Source organism: Citreimonas salinaria, assembly GCF_900107235.1.
GTDB classification, from domain to species: domain Bacteria; phylum Pseudomonadota; class Alphaproteobacteria; order Rhodobacterales; family Rhodobacteraceae; genus Citreimonas; species Citreimonas salinaria.
In genome coordinates, this window is record NZ_FNPF01000002.1 from 338518 (window position 1) to 358097 (window position 19580).

General features: G+C 69.8%; 20 protein-coding genes. 16 read left to right on the forward strand and 4 right to left on the reverse strand.

The genetic code is table 11. From position 1 onward, the window contains the following. Positions 1-37: 37 nt before the first annotated feature. Positions 38-610 carry a shikimate kinase gene (locus BLW27_RS04000; RefSeq protein WP_089879545.1) on the forward strand — a complete coding sequence of 191 codons (573 nt, stop codon included), beginning with the start codon at positions 38-40 and terminating at the stop codon, positions 608-610. Then, entirely contained in the window at positions 607-1716 is a 1110-nt protein-coding gene (gene aroB, locus BLW27_RS04005) for a 3-dehydroquinate synthase (RefSeq protein WP_089879548.1), read from the forward strand. The genes BLW27_RS04000 and aroB overlap by 4 nt, the downstream gene beginning before the upstream one ends. Before the next feature lie 124 nt (positions 1717-1840). Here the strand turns inward: aroB and ssb are convergent, their stop codons facing one another. After that, positions 1841-2347, reverse strand: a complete 507-nt coding sequence (gene ssb, locus BLW27_RS04010; protein WP_089879551.1) for a single-stranded DNA-binding protein — start codon at positions 2345-2347, stop codon at positions 1841-1843. A gap of 278 nt (positions 2348-2625) precedes the next feature. Here ssb and BLW27_RS04015 point away from each other — a divergent pair, with 278 nt between their 5' ends. Then, positions 2626-3192, forward strand: a complete 567-nt coding sequence (locus BLW27_RS04015; RefSeq protein WP_089879797.1) for a lytic transglycosylase domain-containing protein — start codon at positions 2626-2628, stop codon at positions 3190-3192. Positions 3193-3196: 4 nt separating this feature from the next. On the opposite strand, the gene BLW27_RS04020 is transcribed toward BLW27_RS04015, so the two are convergent. Together BLW27_RS04020 and miaA are read right to left on the reverse strand one after the other, a co-directional pair. Continuing rightward, complete coding sequence (locus tag BLW27_RS04020) at positions 3197-4885, reverse strand: ABC transporter substrate-binding protein (protein WP_089879554.1); 1689 nt, start codon at positions 4883-4885, stop codon at positions 3197-3199. A 117-nt stretch (positions 4886-5002) separates the two neighbouring features. Next, a complete protein-coding gene (miaA, locus tag BLW27_RS04025; protein ID WP_089879557.1) occupies positions 5003-5902 on the reverse strand; it encodes a tRNA (adenosine(37)-N6)-dimethylallyltransferase MiaA in 900 nt (299 codons plus the stop codon). 101 nt (positions 5903-6003) lie between these two features. On the opposite strand from miaA, the gene pyrH reads away from it, so the two are divergent. Then, complete coding sequence (gene pyrH, locus BLW27_RS04030) at positions 6004-6762, forward strand: UMP kinase (protein WP_089879560.1); 759 nt, start codon at positions 6004-6006, stop codon at positions 6760-6762. An 86-nt stretch (positions 6763-6848) separates the two neighbouring features. On the opposite strand, the gene BLW27_RS04035 is transcribed toward pyrH, so the two are convergent. Beyond that, positions 6849-7790, reverse strand: a complete 942-nt coding sequence (locus BLW27_RS04035; protein ID WP_089879563.1) for a GlxA family transcriptional regulator — start codon at positions 7788-7790, stop codon at positions 6849-6851. Positions 7791-8009: 219 nt separating this feature from the next. On the opposite strand from BLW27_RS04035, the gene frr reads away from it, so the two are divergent. The 12 genes from frr to lpxB all read left to right on the forward strand — a co-directional run bounded on the left by frr (position 8010) and on the right by lpxB (position 19524). Beyond that, on the forward strand, positions 8010-8573 hold the full coding sequence (frr, locus tag BLW27_RS04040) for a ribosome recycling factor (protein WP_089879566.1): 564 nt from the start codon (positions 8010-8012) through the stop codon (positions 8571-8573). Positions 8574-8826: 253 nt separating this feature from the next. Next, positions 8827-9555: an undecaprenyl pyrophosphate synthase gene (locus BLW27_RS04045; protein ID WP_089879568.1), complete on the forward strand. Its 729-nt coding sequence runs from the start codon at positions 8827-8829 to the stop codon at positions 9553-9555. Then, entirely contained in the window at positions 9552-10340 is a 789-nt protein-coding gene (locus BLW27_RS04050; RefSeq protein WP_089879570.1) for a phosphatidate cytidylyltransferase, read from the forward strand. The genes BLW27_RS04045 and BLW27_RS04050 overlap by 4 nt, the downstream gene beginning before the upstream one ends. Continuing rightward, entirely contained in the window at positions 10337-11509 is a 1173-nt protein-coding gene (dxr, locus tag BLW27_RS04055) for a 1-deoxy-D-xylulose-5-phosphate reductoisomerase (protein ID WP_089879573.1), read from the forward strand. The genes BLW27_RS04050 and dxr overlap by 4 nt, the downstream gene beginning before the upstream one ends. A 52-nt stretch (positions 11510-11561) precedes the next feature. Next, positions 11562-12902 carry an RIP metalloprotease RseP gene (rseP, locus tag BLW27_RS04060; protein WP_089879576.1) on the forward strand — a complete coding sequence of 447 codons (1341 nt, stop codon included), beginning with the start codon at positions 11562-11564 and terminating at the stop codon, positions 12900-12902. A 99-nt stretch (positions 12903-13001) separates the two neighbouring features. Beyond that, a complete protein-coding gene (locus BLW27_RS21925) occupies positions 13002-13133 on the forward strand; it encodes a hypothetical protein (protein ID WP_281242712.1) in 132 nt (43 codons plus the stop codon). Positions 13134-13224: 91 nt separating this feature from the next. After that, positions 13225-15600, forward strand: coding sequence for an outer membrane protein assembly factor BamA (bamA, locus tag BLW27_RS04065; RefSeq protein ID WP_089879579.1), 2376 nt, complete (start codon positions 13225-13227; stop codon positions 15598-15600). Positions 15601-15604: 4 nt separating this feature from the next. After that, positions 15605-16258 (forward strand): OmpH family outer membrane protein, encoded by a 654-nt coding sequence (locus BLW27_RS04070; RefSeq protein WP_089879582.1) that lies wholly within the window; start codon positions 15605-15607, stop codon positions 16256-16258. A gap of 69 nt (positions 16259-16327) precedes the next feature. Further along, the gene (gene fabZ / locus BLW27_RS04075) at positions 16328-16789 is read left to right on the forward strand and encodes a 3-hydroxyacyl-ACP dehydratase FabZ (RefSeq protein ID WP_089879585.1); all 462 of its coding nucleotides are present in this window, start codon (positions 16328-16330) and stop codon (positions 16787-16789) included. Beyond that, positions 16786-17577 carry an acyl-ACP--UDP-N-acetylglucosamine O-acyltransferase gene (lpxA, locus tag BLW27_RS04080; protein WP_089879588.1) on the forward strand — a complete coding sequence of 264 codons (792 nt, stop codon included), beginning with the start codon at positions 16786-16788 and terminating at the stop codon, positions 17575-17577. The genes fabZ and lpxA overlap by 4 nt, the downstream gene beginning before the upstream one ends. A 4-nt stretch (positions 17578-17581) precedes the next feature. Further along, positions 17582-18376, forward strand: a complete 795-nt coding sequence (locus tag BLW27_RS04085; RefSeq protein WP_089879590.1) for an LpxI family protein — start codon at positions 17582-17584, stop codon at positions 18374-18376. Next, positions 18376-19524 carry a lipid-A-disaccharide synthase gene (gene lpxB / locus BLW27_RS04090; RefSeq protein WP_089879593.1) on the forward strand — a complete coding sequence of 383 codons (1149 nt, stop codon included), beginning with the start codon at positions 18376-18378 and terminating at the stop codon, positions 19522-19524. The genes BLW27_RS04085 and lpxB overlap by 1 nt, the downstream gene beginning before the upstream one ends. Positions 19525-19580: the final 56 nt, after the last annotated feature.

Here is a 19580-nt window from a genome sequence, read left to right on the forward strand (position 1 = left end):
CTTAAATGACGAATGGGCGAAGGACAGCCGACCGGCGATGGGCGACACGGGCACGCGCGAGGGACCGATCCTGCTCAAGACCGTGGTGCTGGTGGGCATGATGGGGGCGGGCAAGACCGCCGTCGGACGCACGATCGCCGCCTCGCTCGACGTGCCCTTCCGCGATTCGGATGCCGAGATCGAGCAGGCCGCCGACCGCAGCATCGCCGAGATATTCGCCCGCGACGGAGAGCCGTTCTTTCGCCGCAAGGAAAGCCAGGTCATCGGGCGGCTTCTGGAGGCCGAGCCGTCGATCCTGTCGACCGGCGGCGGCGCCTTCCTGTCGGCCGAGAACCGCGCCATGATCTCGGCCCGCGGCGTGTCGGTCTGGCTGGATGCGGAGCTGGACCTTCTGTGGGCACGCGTGCGCCACCGCGAGACGCGCCCGCTGCTGCGCACCGCCGATCCGCGCGGCACGCTGGCGGCCCTCTACCGTGACCGGGTGCCGGTCTACGCGCTGGCCGACATCACCGTGAAGTCCGAGCCGAACCTGTCGCTGGACAAGATGGCCGCGCGGGTGACGCAGGCGCTGCTGGCGCACCGCCCCGACGTATTGAAAGAGCGCGCATGATCCACACCGTTCCCGTTCCGCTGCCCGGGCGCGCCTACGACGTGCGCATCGGCCCCGGCCTGATCGCCCGCGCCGGCGCCGAGATCGCGCCGCTGCTGGCGCGCCCCCGCGTGGCGGTGATCAGCGACGCGACCGTCGCCGCCGCCCACCTTGACGCGCTGCGCGAGGCCCTGGCGGTCGAGGGCATCGAGTGCGAGGCGCTGACCCTGCCGCCGGGCGAGGCCACCAAAAGCTGGGCGCAGCTTCAGGCCTGCACCGAATGGCTGCTGGACCAGCGCATCGAGCGGCGCGACGTGGTGATCGCGCTGGGCGGCGGGGTGATCGGCGACCTCGCGGGCTTCGCCGCGGCGATCCTGCGGCGCGGGGTGCGCTTCGTGCAGGTGCCGACCTCGCTGCTCGCGCAGGTCGACAGCTCGGTCGGCGGCAAGACCGGAATCAACACGCGCCACGGAAAGAACCTCGTCGGCGCCTTCCACCAGCCCTCGCTCGTGCTGGCCGACACCTCGGTGCTGGACACGCTGCCCCCGCGCGACCTGCTGGCCGGCTATGGCGAGGTGGTGAAATACGGCCTTCTGGGCGACGCGGACTTCTTCGACTGGCTCGAGGAAAACGGCCCCCTCCTGGCCAGGGGCGACGCCGCCGCCCGCGCCCACGCGGTGCGCCGCTCGGTCGAGATGAAGGCCGAGATCGTCCTGCGCGACGAGACCGAGCAGGGCGACCGCGCGCTGCTGAACCTCGGCCACACCTTCGGCCACGCGCTCGAGGCGGCGACCGGCTATTCCGACCGGCTGCTGCACGGCGAGGGCGTGGCGATCGGCTGCGGGCTGGCGTTCGACCTGTCCTCGCGCCTCGGCCTCTGCCCGCAGGAGGACCCGTCGCGGCTGGCGGCGCATCTGCGGGCGATGGGAATGAAGGCGCGCCTGTCGGACATCCCCGGCGACCTGCCGGATGCCGATGCGCTGCTGGACCTGATGGGGCAGGACAAGAAGGTTGTCGACGGCAAGCTCCGTTTCGTCCTTGCCCGGGGCATCGGGCGGGCTTTCGTGGCGTCCGACGTGCCGCGCGACACGGTGCGTGCCGTGCTGGCCGACGCCCTGCGTGCCTGAGCGCACCCGCTTCGCCACCGCCAAAAGGAAGGGCCGCCCGGCATGCGCGGACGGCCCTTGTTCGTGCGTGAATGTCCGTGATCGTACCGGCACGCCTAGGATCGTGCGGAATCGACCGCCTGCGTCAGAACGGGATCTCGTCGTCCAGGTCGCGCGACGGGGCGCGCGACCCACCGCCACCACCGCTGCTGCCGCCATAGCCGGGATCGTCGTAGCCGCCGCCGCCGAAATCGCCGCCGCCGCCATAGCCCCCTTGGCCGCCGCCGCCGCCGCCTTCACCGCGGCCGTCCAGCATGGTCAGCGTGCCGCCGACGCCTGCCACCACGATATCGGTCGAGTACCGGTCCTGGCCGGACTGGTCCTGCCACTTGCGGGTCTGCAGCGTGCCCTCGACATAGACCTTCGAGCCCTTCTTCAGGTACTGCTCGGCCACCCGGACCAGCCCGTCGCCGCGCAGCACGACGTTGTGCCACTCGGTGCGCTCGCGGCGCTCGCCGGTGTTGCGGTCCTTCCACTGCTCCGAGGTCGCGATCCGCAGGTTGCACAGCTTGCCGCCGTCCTGGAACGTCCGCACCTCGGGGTCGCGCCCCAGGTTGCCCACGATGATCACCTTGTTCACGGATCCGGCCATTTGGTCCCCCTGCGAATCTCTGTCCTGACTTGGTCGGCGCACCCTAGCGCAGCCGCGCGGCCGCGATAAGAGGATGGGGCCCGAACGCGGCGGCAGCCCGCCCACAGGCGCCACCGGCGTTCACGGGACTCGCCCGATCGCGAAAAATGCGTAGGATGCGCGGCAAAAGACGCTCAAAACGGACCGGGGGGACCGATATGCGACCGAACGCAGCCATTTCGCGTGCAACCAATCCATTGGCGCCGCTCTCGCGCGCCGTGCCGCTCGTGGCGCTGGCCATGGCCCTCACCGCCACGCACGCCTCGGCGGACATCATATCGACCAAGTCGCGCAAGGGCGTCTTCGCCAGCCAGACGTCGGTGCTCGACCAGCGCGCGGCGCAGCAATACAAGGGCTCGATCCGGCTGCAGCCGCCCAGCGTGGTGACGCCGACCAAGTACGGCACGCTGGAGGGCACGGTCCCGAAATACCGCGGGCACTACAATGGCGAATACGCGACGCTCGCGCGCGACGCGGCCCGCCGCCACGGCATCCCCGAGGACCTGTTCCTGCGCCTCGTCAACCAGGAATCGCGGTTCGATCCCAAGGCGCTGTCGCACAAGGGCGCGATCGGGCTGGCGCAGCTGATGCCGGGCACCGCGCGGCTGCTGGGGGTCGATCCGCACGACCCGCACGACAACCTCGACGGCGGCGCGCGCTACCTGCGGATGATGCACGACAGGTTCGGTTCGTGGCAGCTGGCGCTGGCGGCCTACAATGCTGGCCCCGGCGCGGTCGAGAAGCACGGCGGCGTGCCGCCCTACCGCGAGACTCTGGGCTACGTGAAGGCGATCTGGGGCAGCTAAATCCTCAGCCGGCCACGCGCCATTTGTAGGCCCGCGGCAGGTAGGCGATGTGCTGGTCGGCCTCAAGGACGTGCGGCGCCGAGTGGCGGTAGAGCGCGCGCCAGAACGGCTGGATCACCACCCCCTCGTCGATCAGGATGGCCTGCAGGCGGCCCATCAGCGCGCGCCGCGCATCGGCCGTCAGGATGCCGTTCGCCTCGTCCAGAAGCGCGTCGAAGGCGGGGTCGGCGAAGCCGGTCTCGTTCCACGCCGCGCCCGATCGGTAGGCCAGCGACAGCACCTGCGTGCCCAGGGGGCGGTGGTTCCAGTCGGTGGCGCTGAACGGGAACTGCGTCCAGCCCTCCCAGTACAGCGCGCGCGGCAGGATGCGGCGCGTCACGATCAGCCCGGCGTCGCGCAGCTGCACCGCGACCGCGTCGGCCGTGGGCCGGCGCAGGTCGTCGTCGACCGAGACCAGTATATGGTCGTAATCCGACATGCCCGCCTGCACCATGATCGCGCGCGCCTGGCGCGGATCGTAGGGCAGGCGGGTGACGGATGCGTCGTATTCGGGATGCATCGGCCCGACGTGGCAATTCTCGGCCGTGATGCCGCGGCCATGCACGCCCAGTTCGAGGCAGATCGCGTTGTCGACCGCCATGGTCAGCGCCCGGCGCACGCGGACATCGGCGTAGGGCAGGCGGCCGCTGCCGTCCGGCGCGGTCTGGTTCGGCCGCACCACCACGGTCGAGCCGCTGTCGATCTCGGACTTGCGCCAGCCCAAGGCGTCCATCGCGTCGACATATCCGCCGATCGTTTCGTAGAGCACGTCGACCTCTCCGGCTTCCGCGGCGGCGATCCAGCTGCGCGGGTCGGTGCCCAGGTCGACCAGCTCCAGCCGGTCGATACGCCAGCCGCCGCCGGGCAGCGCGTCGTAGCCCCACCACGGGTGAGCGGTCTTCTCCAGCACGGCGCGCTGGCCCGGGGCGTGGTCGGTGATGCGCATCGGCCCGGTGCCGACCAGGGTGGGAAGCGCACCGTCGGGGTCGTAATCCGCATGGACGATCGCGGCGGGATAATCCGCCATGCCGGGAATCAGCGTGATGTCCGACCGCGTCGGGCGCAGCCGCACGGTCGCGTCGTCCAGCACCGCGATCGCGCCCTCGGCCGCGCGCCCGGTCGCGTCGTCGATCAACGACACCATGCGCGCCGCCATCGAGTTGCCCGGCACCGACCGGTCGCACCAGCGCGCGATGTTGCGCGCGACGTCGGCGGCGGTGAACGCGTCCCCGTTCGACCAAGTCACGCCGGGCCGGACGTGCAGGGTATATTCGGTCGCGTCGTCCGAGGCCTCCCAATGGTCCAGCAGCATGCCGTGGAAGCTGCCGTCGGAATTGTACTCGACCAGGTATTCCAGCGTGCCGTGGGTGACATAGGCCATCTGCGGCCAGTCGTAGGTGCGCGGGTCGCGGTGGGCGCGCACGTCGCATTGCAGCCGGATCGTGCCACCGGCAGGGCCGGCCGGCTGCGCTCGCGCGGGCGCAGGCAGGCCCGCCAAAGCGCAGGCCGCGGCGGTCGTCAGCCCCAGCGCAGTGGCCTGCGACAGGAACTCGCGCCGCGTCAGTCGCCCGGCCGCCAGATCGGCGGCGCACGCGCGCGCTGCGGGATGCACGGTAGTGCGCCCGGCTCGATACACTGTGCGGCGAAGTCTCATGCTCTCTCCGGCGATCGGGGGGCCATGCAACGCCGTTCCAAGCGGAGCGTCAACGGGCGGATCACCACGATCGTGCGAAGAATGGCCGTTTCCATTCACGAAAGGATGAGGCAACGCTCACAGGGCCCGCGCATCCACCTTGCTCCAATCGCCCATCCTCGCGCGAAACCACGTGCGCTGCCGCTTGGCGAATTGCCGCGTCAGGATCGTTCCGCGCTCGACCGCTTGCTCCAGCGTCACTGCGCCGTCCAGATATGCCATCAGCTCGGCCGCGCCTATCGCCTTGGCCGATGGGCGCGCAGGCGACCAACCGGGGCGGTTGGCGAGCGCCTCGTCCAGCGCGCCGGTCTCGACCATCGTGCGGAAACGACCCGCAATGCGCGCGTTCAGCCAGTCAGGCGGCGCCTCGACCAGCAGGGGCTGCGCATGCGCCAGCGGCAGCAGCGGCGGCGGCGTGTCCGCCTGCCACTCGGCCAGACCGCGGCCCGTGGCATGCAGCACCTCCCACGCGCGCATCACGCGGCGGGGATTGTGCAGGTCGATCCCGGCGCGCGTGACCTCGTCCAGTGCGCCCGCCAGCGCCGCCAGCCCGTCACGCGCCAGCCGCGCCTCGGCCTCGGCGCGGATCGCGGGCGGTGTCTCGGCGATCTCGGCCAGCCCTTCGGTCAGCGCGCGGAAATACAGCCCCGTGCCGCCGACGACAATCACGCGGCCCCCGTCCAGCAGCGGCGGCAGCGCGCGCAGCCAGTCGCCCACGGAATACGGCACGTCGCCCGGCACGTGGCCGTAAAGCGCGTGCGGCGCGCGCGATTCGTCCGCCCTGGACGGTCGCGCCGTCAGCACCCGCCAGTCGTCGTAGACCTGGATCGCGTCCGCGTTGACCACCGTGCCGCCCTGCGCCTCGGCGATCGCCAGCGCCAGCGCCGACTTGCCGCTGGCCGTCGGCCCCGCGATCAGCACCGGCCGGTCCGGATCCAGCCCGTCCACAAGGCGTTTCACGTACTCTGTCGGCGCCATCCGCCCTCCGGGGTTCGGGCGGTCATCCCGCCATTGCAGCGCGCCGGGATTTACGACAAACAGGGCCGCGATCCCAGCCCGCCCAGACACGGAGTGACGGCATGACCGCCCAGCCCAGCGACCAGCCCCCCGAAGAACCCCAGAAGGAGACGACCTACAAGCGCGTCCTTCTCAAGATTTCCGGCGAGGCGCTGATGGGCGACCAGGGGGGCTTCGGCCTGCACCCGCCGACCGTCCAGCGCATCGCGCGCGAGGTCCAGAGCGTGCACGAACTCGGCGTCGAGATCTGCATGGTGATCGGCGGCGGCAACATCTTCCGCGGCCTCGCCGGATCGGCCCAGGGGATGGAGCGCACGACCGCCGACTACATGGGCATGCTGGCCACCGTGATGAACGCGCTGGCGATGCAATCCGCGCTCGAGGGTCTGGGCGTTTTCACCCGCGTGATCAGCGCCATCCGCATGGACGAGGTGGCCGAGCCTTACATCCGCCGCCGCGCCGTGCGCCACCTCGAGAAGAAGCGCGTCTGCATCTTCGCGGCCGGCACCGGCAACCCGTATTTCACCACCGACACCGCCGCGACCCTGCGCGCCAACGAGATGGCCTGCGAGGCGATCTTCAAGGGCACCAAGGTGGACGGGATCTACGACAAGGACCCGATGAAGCACGCCGACGCGGTGCGCTACGACACGGTCACCTACGACGACTGCCTGCAGAAGAACCTCAAGGTGATGGACGCGTCGGCGATCGCGCTGGCGCGCGACAACAGCCTGCCGATCATCGTCTTCTCGCTGGACGAGCCGGGCGGCTTCAAGGGGATCCTCGCAGGTCGCGGCACTTATACGCGGGTGCACAACTAGGGCGGTTCGCGCACGATCGCGTCCAGGATGACCCGCCACGCCGGCCCGTGCATCGCGCGGGCCTCTTCGTTCCGGCCCAAGGCCCCTCAGGCCGCCGGTTGCGCGTCGCAGGGCCCGGCGCCCATGCGCAAATCGCGCGGCGAGACGTCGAAATGCTCACGGAAGCTGCGGGTGAAGGACGACGCCGAATCGAACCCGGCCGCCGAGGCGATCTCGGCCACCGGCCGCGCCGTCCGCTCGACCAGCAGGCGTGCGCGCTCCAGCCGCAGCGCCACGTAGACCCGCGCGGGCGAGGCGCCCTCCAACCGCTGGCAGCGCGTGCGCAGCTGTTTCGGGCTCAGCCCCACGCGCCGGGCGATCTCGGTCAGGCTCAGCGGGGTCGAGATATGCGCGCCCATGATCGCCTTCATCCGGCCGATCGCCGGATCGGAAGGCATCGTTGCGGCAGCATCCGACGCTCCGCCATCCGGCATCACCAGCAGGCCCCGGGCATGCAGCCCCCGCGCGGCGGCCTGCGCCAGCGCGGGCGTCGTGTGCCCGGCCAGCCAGTCCAGCAACGCCGCGCCGGTGGCCAGCCCGCCGCGGCAGGTCAGCCGGGCGCCATCGTGCACGAAATCCGCATCCTCGTGCGTGAACGGCCCGGCAGGCTCCGGCGCGGGCGGCAGGACCGCGCGGTGCCCGTCTAGGTATCCCAGCGCCGACAGCACGTGCGCACCGTGGCCCAGCCCGCCCAGCGTGGCACCCCTCTGCGCGCCCAGCCGCAGCGCGTCGCGCAGGCGCATCGGCAGATAGCGCGCCGCCTCGCGCCCGCCTGCGACCAGCAGCAGGTCGGCCTGGGTCCAATCCGCGCCGTCATCGGGCGTGACCGCGATCCCTTCGCGCGACGTCACCGGCGCGGCCGTCACCGTTGTGGTCGACAATGCAAGCGCCCCGTCGCCCGCCGCACGGTTGACGCTGCGCACCAGCGCGGCCGTCAGCGCATGGTCCAGCATCGGGAATCCCTCGCACAGGATCATCGCGATCTGCATGTCCGCTCCTTCGTTCGCAGGCGGCGTGTCTGTCGCCGGCCACCATGGCCCAGGCCGGTGAACCGGCGGTAAACACGGGTGCGCAACCGGGCGTTTCGCGCACGGTCGCGAGCCGACCGCACACAAGGGAGCGGTGGGGAAACGGCTCCGCCTCTGGTCAAGCCCGCGTCACCTGCGCTAATAGGCGCGGAAAGGCGTGAACCAACAGGCGGGAACACAATGTCCGAAGAGTTCGAACTGGATACCGACGATCTGAAACGGCGCATGGATGGCGCCATGGCAAACCTGCGCACCGAGTTCGCCAGCCTGCGCACCGGGCGGGCCTCGGCCTCGATGCTCGAGCCCGTGCAGGTCGAGGCCTACGGCCAGATGACCCCGATCAACCAGGTCGGCACCGTCAACGTGCCCGAGCCGCGCATGGTCACGATCAACGTCTGGGACAAGTCGATGGTCAACAAGGTCGAGAAGGCGATCCGCGAAAGCGGCCTCGGGATCAACCCGCAGATGAACGGCACGATCATCATGCTGCCGATCCCCGAGCTGAACGAGGAACGCCGCCGCGAGCTGACCAAGGTCGCCGGCCAGTACGCCGAGCATGGCCGCGTCTCGATCCGCAACATCCGCCGCGACGGCATGGACCAGATCAAGAAGGCCAAGGCCGACGGCATGTCCGAGGACGACCAGAAATTCTGGGAGACCGAGGTGCAGCAGCTGACCGATGCCTACATCAAGAAGATCGACGAGGCGCTCGAGACCAAGCAGGCCGAGATCATGCAGGTCTGAGACGGCCCGCGCGGGGGCGCCGAACCGCCCGCGTTCCGCGCTCGAGGGGTGCCGTTCCCTAACGAAACATGAATTCGTCCCGGTAAGCCTTTGGATTCATTCAGGTGACATGATGTCCCACCGTGGGACACCGACTCCACCGCCTCCCGCCGCTCTGGCCGCCCGGCCACGATCGGCCGATTTCGGCGCATTGCCCGGTGGCAGCAGGGGCGGCGCGGCGTTACTGTCGAAGGCGTGCCCAGAGCAAGGATGCATGATGCCCGATTCCTTCCGTGAAACCGGTGGGCCGCGCCACGTGGCCATCATCATGGACGGCAACGGGCGCTGGGCCACCATGCGCCACCGCCCGCGCCTGTTCGGGCACCATGCCGGCGCCAAGCGGGTCCGCGAGGTGGTCGAGGCCTGCCCCGAATTCGGGGTGAAGTACCTCACGATCTTCGCCTTCTCGACCGAGAACTGGCGCCGCACGCAGGTCGAGGTCGCCGGTCTCATGAGCCTGTTCCGCCGCTACATCACCAAGGAAATGCAGGCCTTCGTGAAGGAGAACGTGCGCGTCCGTTTCATCGGCGACCGGCCCCGGCTCGACGCCAAGCTGCGCGCCCTGATGGACGAGGCCGAGGCCATGACCGCCCATTGCACCGGCACGAACCTGACCATCGCGCTGAACTACGGCGGCCGCGACGAGGTCGCGCGCGCCACCCGCCGCTTGGCCGAGGACGTACGCGCCGGCCGCCTGCAACCCGAGGACGTGAACGAGGAAACCTTGCCGCGCTATCTGGATACCCACGTATTGCCCGACCCCGACCTGGTGATCCGAACCAGCGGCGAGGCGCGCGTCTCGAACTTCCTTCTGTGGCAGTCGGCCTATTCCGAATACATCTTCGTCGACACGCTCTGGCCCGATTTCGGCGCCGACGAGCTTGGCCGCCTGCTGGCTGCCTTCGCCGAGCGTGACCGCCGCTACGGCGCGGTGAAGGCATGAGCGGGTCGCGCTGGGACGACCTGGCCGTGCGGCTGGGTTCGGGCGCGGCGCTGGTCGTGCTGGGCCTCGGCGCAGTCTGGCTGGGCGGACTGTGGTTCCACGCGCTGATCGCCGCGATCTGCGGCGTCATGGTATGGGAGCTGGTCGTCATGCTGGATGCCGGCCGCCAGCGCAGCCAGTACCTTCTGGCCGGCGTCACCGCGGCCGCTGCCATGATCGCCATCGAACTGCCGCCGGCCTTCGCGCTGCCGCTGCTGCTGGCGCCGTCGATGCTGGGGCTGGGCCGGATGCAGACCGGGGGCGTGACCTACGCGGTCTTCACCGCGACGATCCTGATGGCCGGCTACGGCATGATGGCGCTGCGCGACGATTTCGGCCTGTGGTGGATGCTGTGGCTGGTGCTGGTGGTCGTGGTCACCGACGTGGGCGGTTACTTCGCCGGGCGCACGTTCGGAGGCCCGAAGCTGTGGCCACGCGTGAGCCCCAAGAAGACATGGTCCGGTGCCATCGCCGGCTGGCTGGGCGCAGCGGTCGTCGGGCTGCTCTTCTCCGGCACCGACGGCGCGGGGCTGGGCCTGATCGGAATCTCGATCGCCGTCAGCATGGCTAGCCAGATCGGCGACATCACCGAAAGCGCGATAAAGCGCCGCGCGGGCGTCAAGGACAGCTCGAACCTGCTGCCGGGTCACGGCGGGCTTCTCGACCGGTTCGACGGCATGCTGGGCGCGGCGCTGTTCATCGTCATCGCGGGCCAGATCGTGAACTTCCCGCCGGGCGTTTCATGAGGCGCATCTCGGTCTTCGGCGCCACCGGATCGATCGGGCTGAACACGCTGGACCTGATCCGCCGCGACCGCGAGGCCTACGAGATCGTCGCGCTGAGCGGTGGAAACAACGTCGCCCAACTGGTCAAGTTGGCGCGCGAATTCCGCCCCGTGGTCGCCGTGCTGTCGGACGAGGGCGGCTTTGCCGCGCTGCACGACGGGCTTGCCGGGACGGGCGTCTCCGCCGCGGCCGGGCGCACGGCACTGATCGAGGCGGCCGCGCGGCCGGCGGACTGGGTCATGTCGGCGATCGTCGGCGCCGCAGGGCTGGAGCCGGGGCTGCACGCGCTGCAGGCGGGCGCGACGCTGGCGCTGGCCAACAAGGAAAGCATGGTCTGCGCGGGGCCGCTGATGCTCGAGACCGCGCGCGTCCACGGCGCCGCGATCCTGCCGGTCGACAGCGAGCACTCGGCCGTCTTCCAGGCCTTGATCGGCGAAGACCTGGCGGCGGTCGAGCGCGTCATCATCACCGCCAGCGGGGGCGCGTTCCGCGACTGGCCGCTGGCTGACCTCGCGCGGGCGACGCCCGAACAGGCGGCGACGCACCCGAATTGGGACATGGGCCAGAGGATCACGATCGACTCGGCCTCGATGTTCAACAAGGCGCTGGAGTTGATAGAGACGAAAGAGTTTTTCGGCATAGACCCGGATCGCATCGAGACGGTGGTGCACCCGGAATCGATGATCCATGCGCTGGTGGGCTTCGTCGACGGTGCGCTGATGGCGCATGTGGGACCGCCCGACATGCGTCACGCGATCGGCTTCGCGCTGCACCACCCGGCGCGCCGCACGCTGCCGGTCGAGCGGCTGGACCTGGTTCAACTCGGCTTCCTAAGCTTCCGCCCCGCTTGCGAAAAGCGCTGGCCGGCCCTGCGCCTCGCGCGCGAGGTCATGCGCCGGGGCGGGCTGTCCGGCGCGGTGTTCAACGCCGCGAAGGAAGCCGCGCTCGACGCGTTCCTCGCCCGCCGCATCGGCTTCACTCAGATGGCCGAGGTGGTCGAGGAGGTGCTCGACCGCGCGGTGCCGCAACTGGATGCCGCAGATGCCGCAATTTCCCTTGATACGGTGCTGCACGCGGACCAAATGGCACGCAGGGCGGCCGGCGACGTGATCGCGGCCCGCGCGGGATGATCCGGGCGCGGCCCGGTTCCCTCAACGCCGAAGAACAAGAACGGAGCGATCCTTGGACCCGACGAGTTTGATTCCCCAGTTCGGGGGGCTGATCTGGACGCTTCTCGCCTTCGTCGTCGCCCTGTCGGTGATCGTCGCGATTCACGAATACGGCCATTACATCGTCGGCAAGAAGACGGGCATCTATCCCGAGGTCTTCTCGCTCGGCTTCGGGCCGGTGCTGTTCTCGCGGCGCGACGGCTACGGGACGCTGTGGCAGGTGGCGGCGCTGCCGTTGGGCGGTTACGTCCGCTTCCGCGGCGATTCCAACGCCTCGGGCGGCAAGGACGAGGCGGCGCTTTCCACCATGACAGAGGCCGAGCGGCGCACCACGATGAACGGCGCACCGCTCTGGGCGCGCAGCCTGACGGTGGCGGCGGGACCCCTGTTCAACTTCATCCTGTCGGCGCTGATCTTCGCGGGCATCTTCATGGCGCGCGGCGAGGTAGCCGACCCGCTTACGGTGGGCGACCTGCGCCCGCTGCCCGCCGTGCAGGCGCTGCAGGAGGGCGACAAGATCCTCGAGATCGCGGGGTTGGCGCCACCGGCGCGCGGCGCGGGCGACTACGAGGCGTTCCTGGCCGCGCTGCCGAAGCAGGCGCAGCTTGATTACACCGTGCGCCGCGACGGCGAGAGCATCGTCGTCGAGGGGCCCTACGTCTATCCGCCGCTGGCCACGCAGATCGTGCCACGCTCGGCCGCGGCGGATGCGGGATTGCGGCAGGGCGACGTCATCCAGGCGGTGAATGGTACGCCGATCTTCGCCTTCTCGCAGATCCAGGACGTGGTCGAAAACTCGGACGGCGCGCCGCTGGTGCTGGACGTGTGGCGCGACGGCGAAACGCTCGAGCTGACGATGACGCCCCGCCGAACGGACGAGCCACAGCCCGACAACAGCTTCCGCTCGGTCTACCGGATCGGCGTGGTCGGCGGCATGGCGTTCGAGCCGGCCACCGAATCGGTCGGTCCGGTGGCCGCGCTGGGGCAGGGCGTAGCCCAGGTCGGCGCGGTGATCGAAGGCTCGCTTTCGGGGCTGTGGCACATGGTCACCGGCGCGATCTCGACCTGCAACCTGTCCGGGCCGATCGGCATCGCCGAAGTGTCTGGCGACATGGCGAGCCAAGGCACGCAAAGCTTCATCTGGTTCATCGCCGTGCTGTCGACGGCGGTCGGGCTGCTGAACCTGTTCCCGGTGCCGGTCCTCGACGGGGGACACCTGGTGTTCCACGCCTACGAGGCCGTCACCGGCCGCCCGCCGAGCGACCGCGCCCTGCAGGTTCTGATGTCGATCGGCCTGACGCTGGTGCTGGGGATGATGCTGTTCGCGCTGACCAACGACATCTTCTGCCCCTGACCATATCCCGGGCAGGGCGGCAAATGTTCGCCCCGGTCGTGCCATCTTTGCGCCCAATTCCGCGCCTACCCTGTGAAAGGAAGCTTGGGAGCCGGATCAATGCGCACGTTCGAACAGGGATATCGCAGCGTCAGCCTGATCATGACGCTGAACTGGGACCGGGCGTTGTTCATGACCGGCCTCGCCGGGGCGCTGTGGCTTGGTGCGCAATTCGGCACCCTCGCCGGGTGACTTCGACCCGGGTTCCGTCCTCACGGCGTTTTGACAAGGCCGGGCAATCCCGATACTGAAACCGCAGGGTTTTCAGATTTGGGTAGGCGAAATGGCCGCAGTCACTGGCGCGCGTGAAGCGCGGTTCGAAAAGCTTCACGCCGCGCGATTGGCACGGGCGGCGCGCATCGTGGCCTCGGCCATCGCGTTGGGCGCGGGCATTGCAGCGGTTTCGGTCCCCGGAAAAGCGGCCGCGCAAAGCTATACCTTCAACGCCGTATCGATCGAGGGGAACGCCCGGATCGAGGCCGGGACGATCCTCAGCTACGCCGGCATCGCGCGCGGCGAGACGGTCACCGCGGCCGAGTTGAACGACGCCTACCAGAACATTGTCGCCACGGGTCTGTTCGAGACGGTCGAGATCGTGCCGCAGGGCGGGACTTTGACGATCCGCGTGGTGGAATTTCCCACGATCAGCCGCATCACCTTCGAGGGCAATCGCCGCATCGGCGACGAGGAGCTTTCCGCCATCGTCCAGTCGCAGGCGCGGCGCGTCTTCTCGCCCGCCACGGCCGAGGCCGACGCCCAGCGGATTGCGGACGCCTACGCGCAGCAGGGCCGGCTGGCCGCGACCGTGTCGCCCCGGATCATCCGCCGCGGCGACAACCGCGTCGACCTGGTGTTCGAGGTGCTCGAAGGCGGTGCGACCGAGATCGAGCGCATCGCCTTCGTCGGCAACGACGCCTATTCCGACAGCCGCCTGCGCCGCGTGTTGCAGACCAAGCAGGCCGGCCTGCTGCGCTGGATCATCCAGTCCGACACCTTCATCGAGGACCGGATCGCGTTCGACCGCCAGCTGCTGCAGGATTTCTACGCATCCCGCGGCTACGTCGATTTCCGCATCACCGGCGTCAATGCCGAGCTGGCGCAGGAGCGCGACGCCTATTTCGTCACCTTCAACGTCGAAGAGGGCCAGCAATTCAGAGTGGGCGACATCAGCGTCACCTCGGACCTGCCCGAGGTCGAACCCGATATCTTCCGCGCCGGCCTGAACCTGCGCGAGGGGGCGGTCTATTCCCCGAACCGGATCGACAACCAGATCGCCCGGCTCGAGCGCGTCGCCGTGCGTGAAGGGCTCAATTTCGTGCGGATCGAGCCGCGGATCACGCGGAACGACCGCGACCTGACGCTGGACGTCGAGTTCCTGCTGACCCGCGGCGAGCGCATTTTCGTCGAGCGCATCGACATCGAGGGCAACACCACCACGCTGGACCGCGTGATCCGGCGCCAGTTCAATACGGTCGAGGGCGATCCATTCAACCCGCGCGCCATCCGCCAGGCCGCCGAGCGCATCCGCGCGCTGGGCTTCTTCTCGACCGCCGAAGTGAACGCGCGCGAAGGCTCGACCCCGCAGCAGGTGGTGATCGACGTCGACGTCGAGGAGCAGCCGACGGGCTCGCTCAGCCTCGGCGGGTCCTATTCCACGACCGACGGCCTGGGCGCGTCGATCTCGTTCTCCGAGCGCAACTTCCTGGGGCGCGGCCAGCGGCTGGGTTTCACGATCAACACTGCATCGAGTTCGCGCAACTATGCGTTCAACTTCGCCGAGCCTGCCTTCCTGGGTCGCGACATGACCTTCGGCATCGCGCTCAGCTACCGCGAGACCGAGGGGCTGAATTCGGACTACAACACCGCGCGCGGCCTCTTCCGCCCCTATATCGAGTTTCCGCTTTCCGAGAGCAGCCGCCTTCAGCTGCGCTACGAGCTGAACTATTCCGACCTGACGGCGACGGACGACCTGACCGATGTCAGCGAGGTGATCAAGGCCGAGGCTGCGCTGGACGAACGCTATGACAGCGCGCTGGGCTACACCTACAGCTTCGACAGCCGCCGCATCGGCCTCAATCCGGATGCCGGGTTCCTCGTCGAGTTTGGGCAGGATTTCGGTGGCGTCGGCGGCGACACCCAGTTCGTGAAGTCCAGCCTGCGTGCCGTGGCGCAGCGCCTTGCCTTCTCCGAGGAGGTGACCCTGCGGGCCACGTTCGAGGCCGGCGCGCTGAACTACAGCGAGGGCCAGAGCCGAACCACCGACCGGTACCTTCTGGGCCCCAACACCATGCGCGGCTTCGAATATGGCGGCATCGGCCCGCGCGACCTCAGCAACGACGCGGACGACCCGATCGGGGGCGAGTATTTCGCCGTCGCCCGGTTCGAGGCCGAGTTCCCGCTGGGCCTGCCCGAGGAATATGGCCTGAGCGCCGGGCTTTTCTACGACGTCGGCTCGGTCTGGGGCCTGTCCGACGAGACGACGTCGACCCCGAGCGCCGACATCGTGGGCGAGGATTTCTTCGCGCGCCACGTGGTCGGGTTCTCGGTGTTCTGGGACAGCGCGCTGGGGCCGCTCCGGCTGAACTTCTCCGAGGCGCTGGTCAAGGAGGACTTCGACGAGCCGCTGAACTTCAACCTGACGCTGTCGACCCAGTTCTGATCCGATGCTGCGCGCGCTGAGCCTGCTAGCGCTGTTGCTGTGGCCGGCCGCTTTGCCGGCGCAGTCGGAAGGCGACGCTGCCGTCGTGCGCAGCGACATCCTCGTCCTGGACTTCGAGCGCCTGTTTGCGGACAGCGCCTATGGCCGGCGGATCGCCCGCGAGATGGAGACTGCCGGTGCCGCCATCGCGCAGGAAAACCGCCGGATCGAGGCCGAGTTGATCGAGGAAGAGCGCCGCCTCACCCGGCAGCGCGACGACATGGCGCCAGCGGATTTCCGCGAACTGGCCCAAGCCTTCGACGAGAAGGTGCAGCGCTTGCGCTCGGAACAGGACGCGAAGGCCCGCGGTCTGGGCGAGCGGGGCGACGCCGCGCGGCGCGAATTCCTCGAGGCCGCGCAGCCGGTGCTGGGAGCCCTGATGCGCGAAACCGGCGCACAGGTGGTCGTCGAGCGCCGGATGGTGTTCATGTCCGCCGACGCGATCGAGGTGACGGACGAGGCTATCGCGCGCATCGACGCCGCGATCGGCGAGGGCGAAGGCCTGCCCGAGGCTCCGCCCGAAAGCCCGCCGGAGCCGGACGTGCCGGTGCCGTCGCAAGCCGCGCCGCCGGTGGGCGACCCCCCCGTCGCTCCCATCGCGCCGAATCCCGAACCCTGAGCCTGCGACTTGCCCCCCGGGCCGCGCGTTGATACCCAAGCGGCAACCGCCGAACCGGAGATCAGCCCCATGTCCGAAACCCTGCGCAGCGCCGACATCCAGACGATCCAGCGGCTTTTGCCGCACCGTTACCCGTTCCTCCTGGTGGACCGGGTCGAACAGATCGACGCGTGGCAATCCGCCGTGGGGATCAAGAACGTCACGATGAACGAGCCGCATTTCCAAGGGCATTTTCCCGGACTGCCGATCATGCCTGGCGTGACCATCGTCGAGGCGATGGCGCAAACCTCGGCCGTGATGGTGGGCACCGCGCTCGACATGCTCGACAAGAACATGCTGATCTACTTCATGGCGATCGACAACTGCAAGTTCCGCCGCAAGGTGATCCCCGGAGACCAGTTGCGGATGGAGCTGCGCACCCTGCGTGGTAAGCCCGGCGGAAAGGTCTGGAAGTTCGGGGGCACCGCCACGGTCGACGGCCAGATGGCCGCCGAGGCCGAGTTCACGGCAATGATGGATGTGCCTGCGTGAGCGAAGCCGCCTCTGTCCACCCCAGCGCCGTCGTCGAGGCGGGCGCACAGCTTGCGCCCGGCTGCGTGGTCGGTCCCTTCTGCCACGTGGGCCCGGAGGTGGCGCTGGCCAGGGGCGTCGAGCTGAAAAGCCACGTGGTCGTTACCGGCCGCACCGAGATCGGCGAGGACACGGTGGTCTTCCCCTTCGCTGTGATCGGCGAGATTCCGCAGGACCTGAAGTTCAAGGGCGAATCCACTCGGCTGGTGATCGGCAAGCGCAACCGCATCCGCGAGCATGTCACCATGAACACCGGCACCGAGGGCGGCGGCGGCGTCACGATCGTGGGCGATGACGGGCTGTTCATGGCCGGCTGTCACGTGGCGCACGACGCGCGCATCGGCAACCGCGTGATCCTGGTCAACAACTCGGCCGTCGCCGGGCATTGCGTGCTCGAGGACGAGGTCATCGTCGGCGGCCTGTCCGGCGTGCACCAGTGGGTGCGGATCGGCCGCGGCGCGATCATCGGCGCGGTCACGATGGTCACGAACGACGTGATCCCGCACGGGCTGGTGCAGGGGCCGCGCGGCAAGCTCGACGGGCTGAACCTCGTGGGGCTCAAGCGCCGTGGCGTGCCGCGCGCCGACATCACCGCGCTGCGCGCCGCCTACCAGATGCTCAGCCAGGGCGAGGGTGCGTTCCAGGACCGCGCCCGACGCTTGGGCGAGGAAACCCAGAGCGATCACGTGCGCGAGATCGTCGCCTTCATCATGGGCGACAGCGACCGGTCGTTCCTGACCCCCGGTTGAGCCCGTGCTGGCGCTGATCTGCGGGGCCGGCGCCTTGCCCGGCCATGTCGTGCGGGCGCTGGACGTGCGCCCCTTGGTCTGTGCGCTGGACGGTTTCGCGCCCGAGGGGCTGGCGCCCCGGATCACCTTCCGCATAGAGACGCTGGGCAGCCTGATCGCCTGGTTGAAGGCCCGCGGCGTGACGGCGGTCTGCCTGTGCGGCCACATCCGCCGTCCCGACATCGACACCGCCGCGATCGACGCCGCGACTGTGCCGCTGGTTCCCCGCCTGAAAGACGCGATGGCCATGGGCGACGACGGCGCGCTGCGGGTGGTGCTGGCGCTGTTCTCGGAAGCCGGGTTCGACATCCTCGCCGCGCACGAGGCCGCGCCGGACCTTCTGCCGCCCGCGGGCGTGCCCACGCGCGCGGCAATTCCCGAGGGCGTGGCCGAGGCCGCGCGCGCCGGCGATGCCGAGATCGCGCGCCTCGCCGCCGCCGATCAGGGGCAGGCCTGCGTCATCCGCGACGGGCGGGTGATCGCCTCCGAGGGGCCCGAAGGAACCGACGCCATGCTGGCCGGGCTCGCCGCGGCTGGATTGCGCGCGCCGGCCTTCCTGTTCAAGGCGCCCAAGCCCGGCCAAGACCAGCGCGCCGACCTGCCGGTGATCGGCCCCGGCACCGCCGCCGCGCTGGTACGGACCGGCCTTTCGGGCGCGGTGATCGAGGCGGGCGGGGTCATGGTGCTGGACCGCGCGCGCACCATCGCCGATTTCGACGCGGCGGGCCAGTTCCTCTGGGTCCGCGAGAGGCCGGCCTGATGCGCGTTTTCGTCACTGCGGGCGAGGCGTCCGGCGACAAGCTCGGTGCGGCGTTGATGTCCGGCCTGCACCGCATGGTTCCCGACGTGGCCTTCCGTGGCATCGGCGGCCCGCGCATGGCCGAGCAGGGGCTGCAAAGCCTGTTCCCGATGGACGAGATCTCGATCATGGGCGTGGCCGAGATCCTGCGCGAATACCGCGCCCTCAAGGGCCGCATCCGCGAAACCGCCGAGGCCGTGATCGCCGAGCGGCCCGACGTGTTCGTCACCATCGACCTGCCGGAATTCAGCCTGCGCGTGGCGAAGCTGGTCAAGGCGCGCGCGCCGGATATCCGCATCGTGCATTACGTCGCCCCCACGGTCTGGGCCTGGCGGCCGGGCCGGGCGGCGAAGATGGCGCCGCTGGTCGACCAGGTGCTGGCCCTGCTGCCGTTCGAGCCGCCCTACATGGAGGCCGCGGGCGTGCCGTGCGACTTCGTCGGGCACCCGGTGGTCACCGATCCGCAGGCGACCGAGGCCGAGGCCCGCGCCTTTCGCACGGCACACGGCATCCACGGGCCGATGGCGCTGTTGCTTCCCGGCTCGCGCCGGTCCGAGCTGGCGCGCCTGGCGCCGGTGTTCCGCGATGTGGCCGTCCGCCTGCACGACGCGCGCCCCGACCTGAGGCTGGTGCTGCCAGCCGCGGCCTCGGTGACGGATCGTGTCGCGGGGCTTGCCGCGGATCTGCCCGGCGCGCCGCTTGTGATCGACCCGGCGACTGACTCCGGCGGCGGGCGGAAGCGCGCCGCGTTCCGCGCGGCCGACGTGGCGCTGGCGGCGTCGGGCACCGTCTCGCTGGAGCTGGCGGCGGCCGACACGCCGATGGTCGTGGCCTACGACATGGGCTGGCTGTCGCGGCAGATCATCGGGCGGATGCTGAGGGTCGACACGGTGACGCTGGTGAACCTGGTGTCCGAAACCCGCGCTGTGCCGGAGTTCATCGGCAGGCATTGCCGGCCCGCGCCGATCGCCGAAGCCGTGCTGTCGGTCCTCGACAACCCGGACGCGCAGCACGACGCAATGGCACTGACCATGGAGCGGCTGGGTCGGGGCGGGCCGCCGCCGGGCGACCGCGCGGCGCGCGCGGTGCTGGACAGGATGCCCAAGTGACCGCCGGCATGTAAGAATGCCCCGGCCGCGCGGGCCGGGGCGGTCGGTCCGCGCGT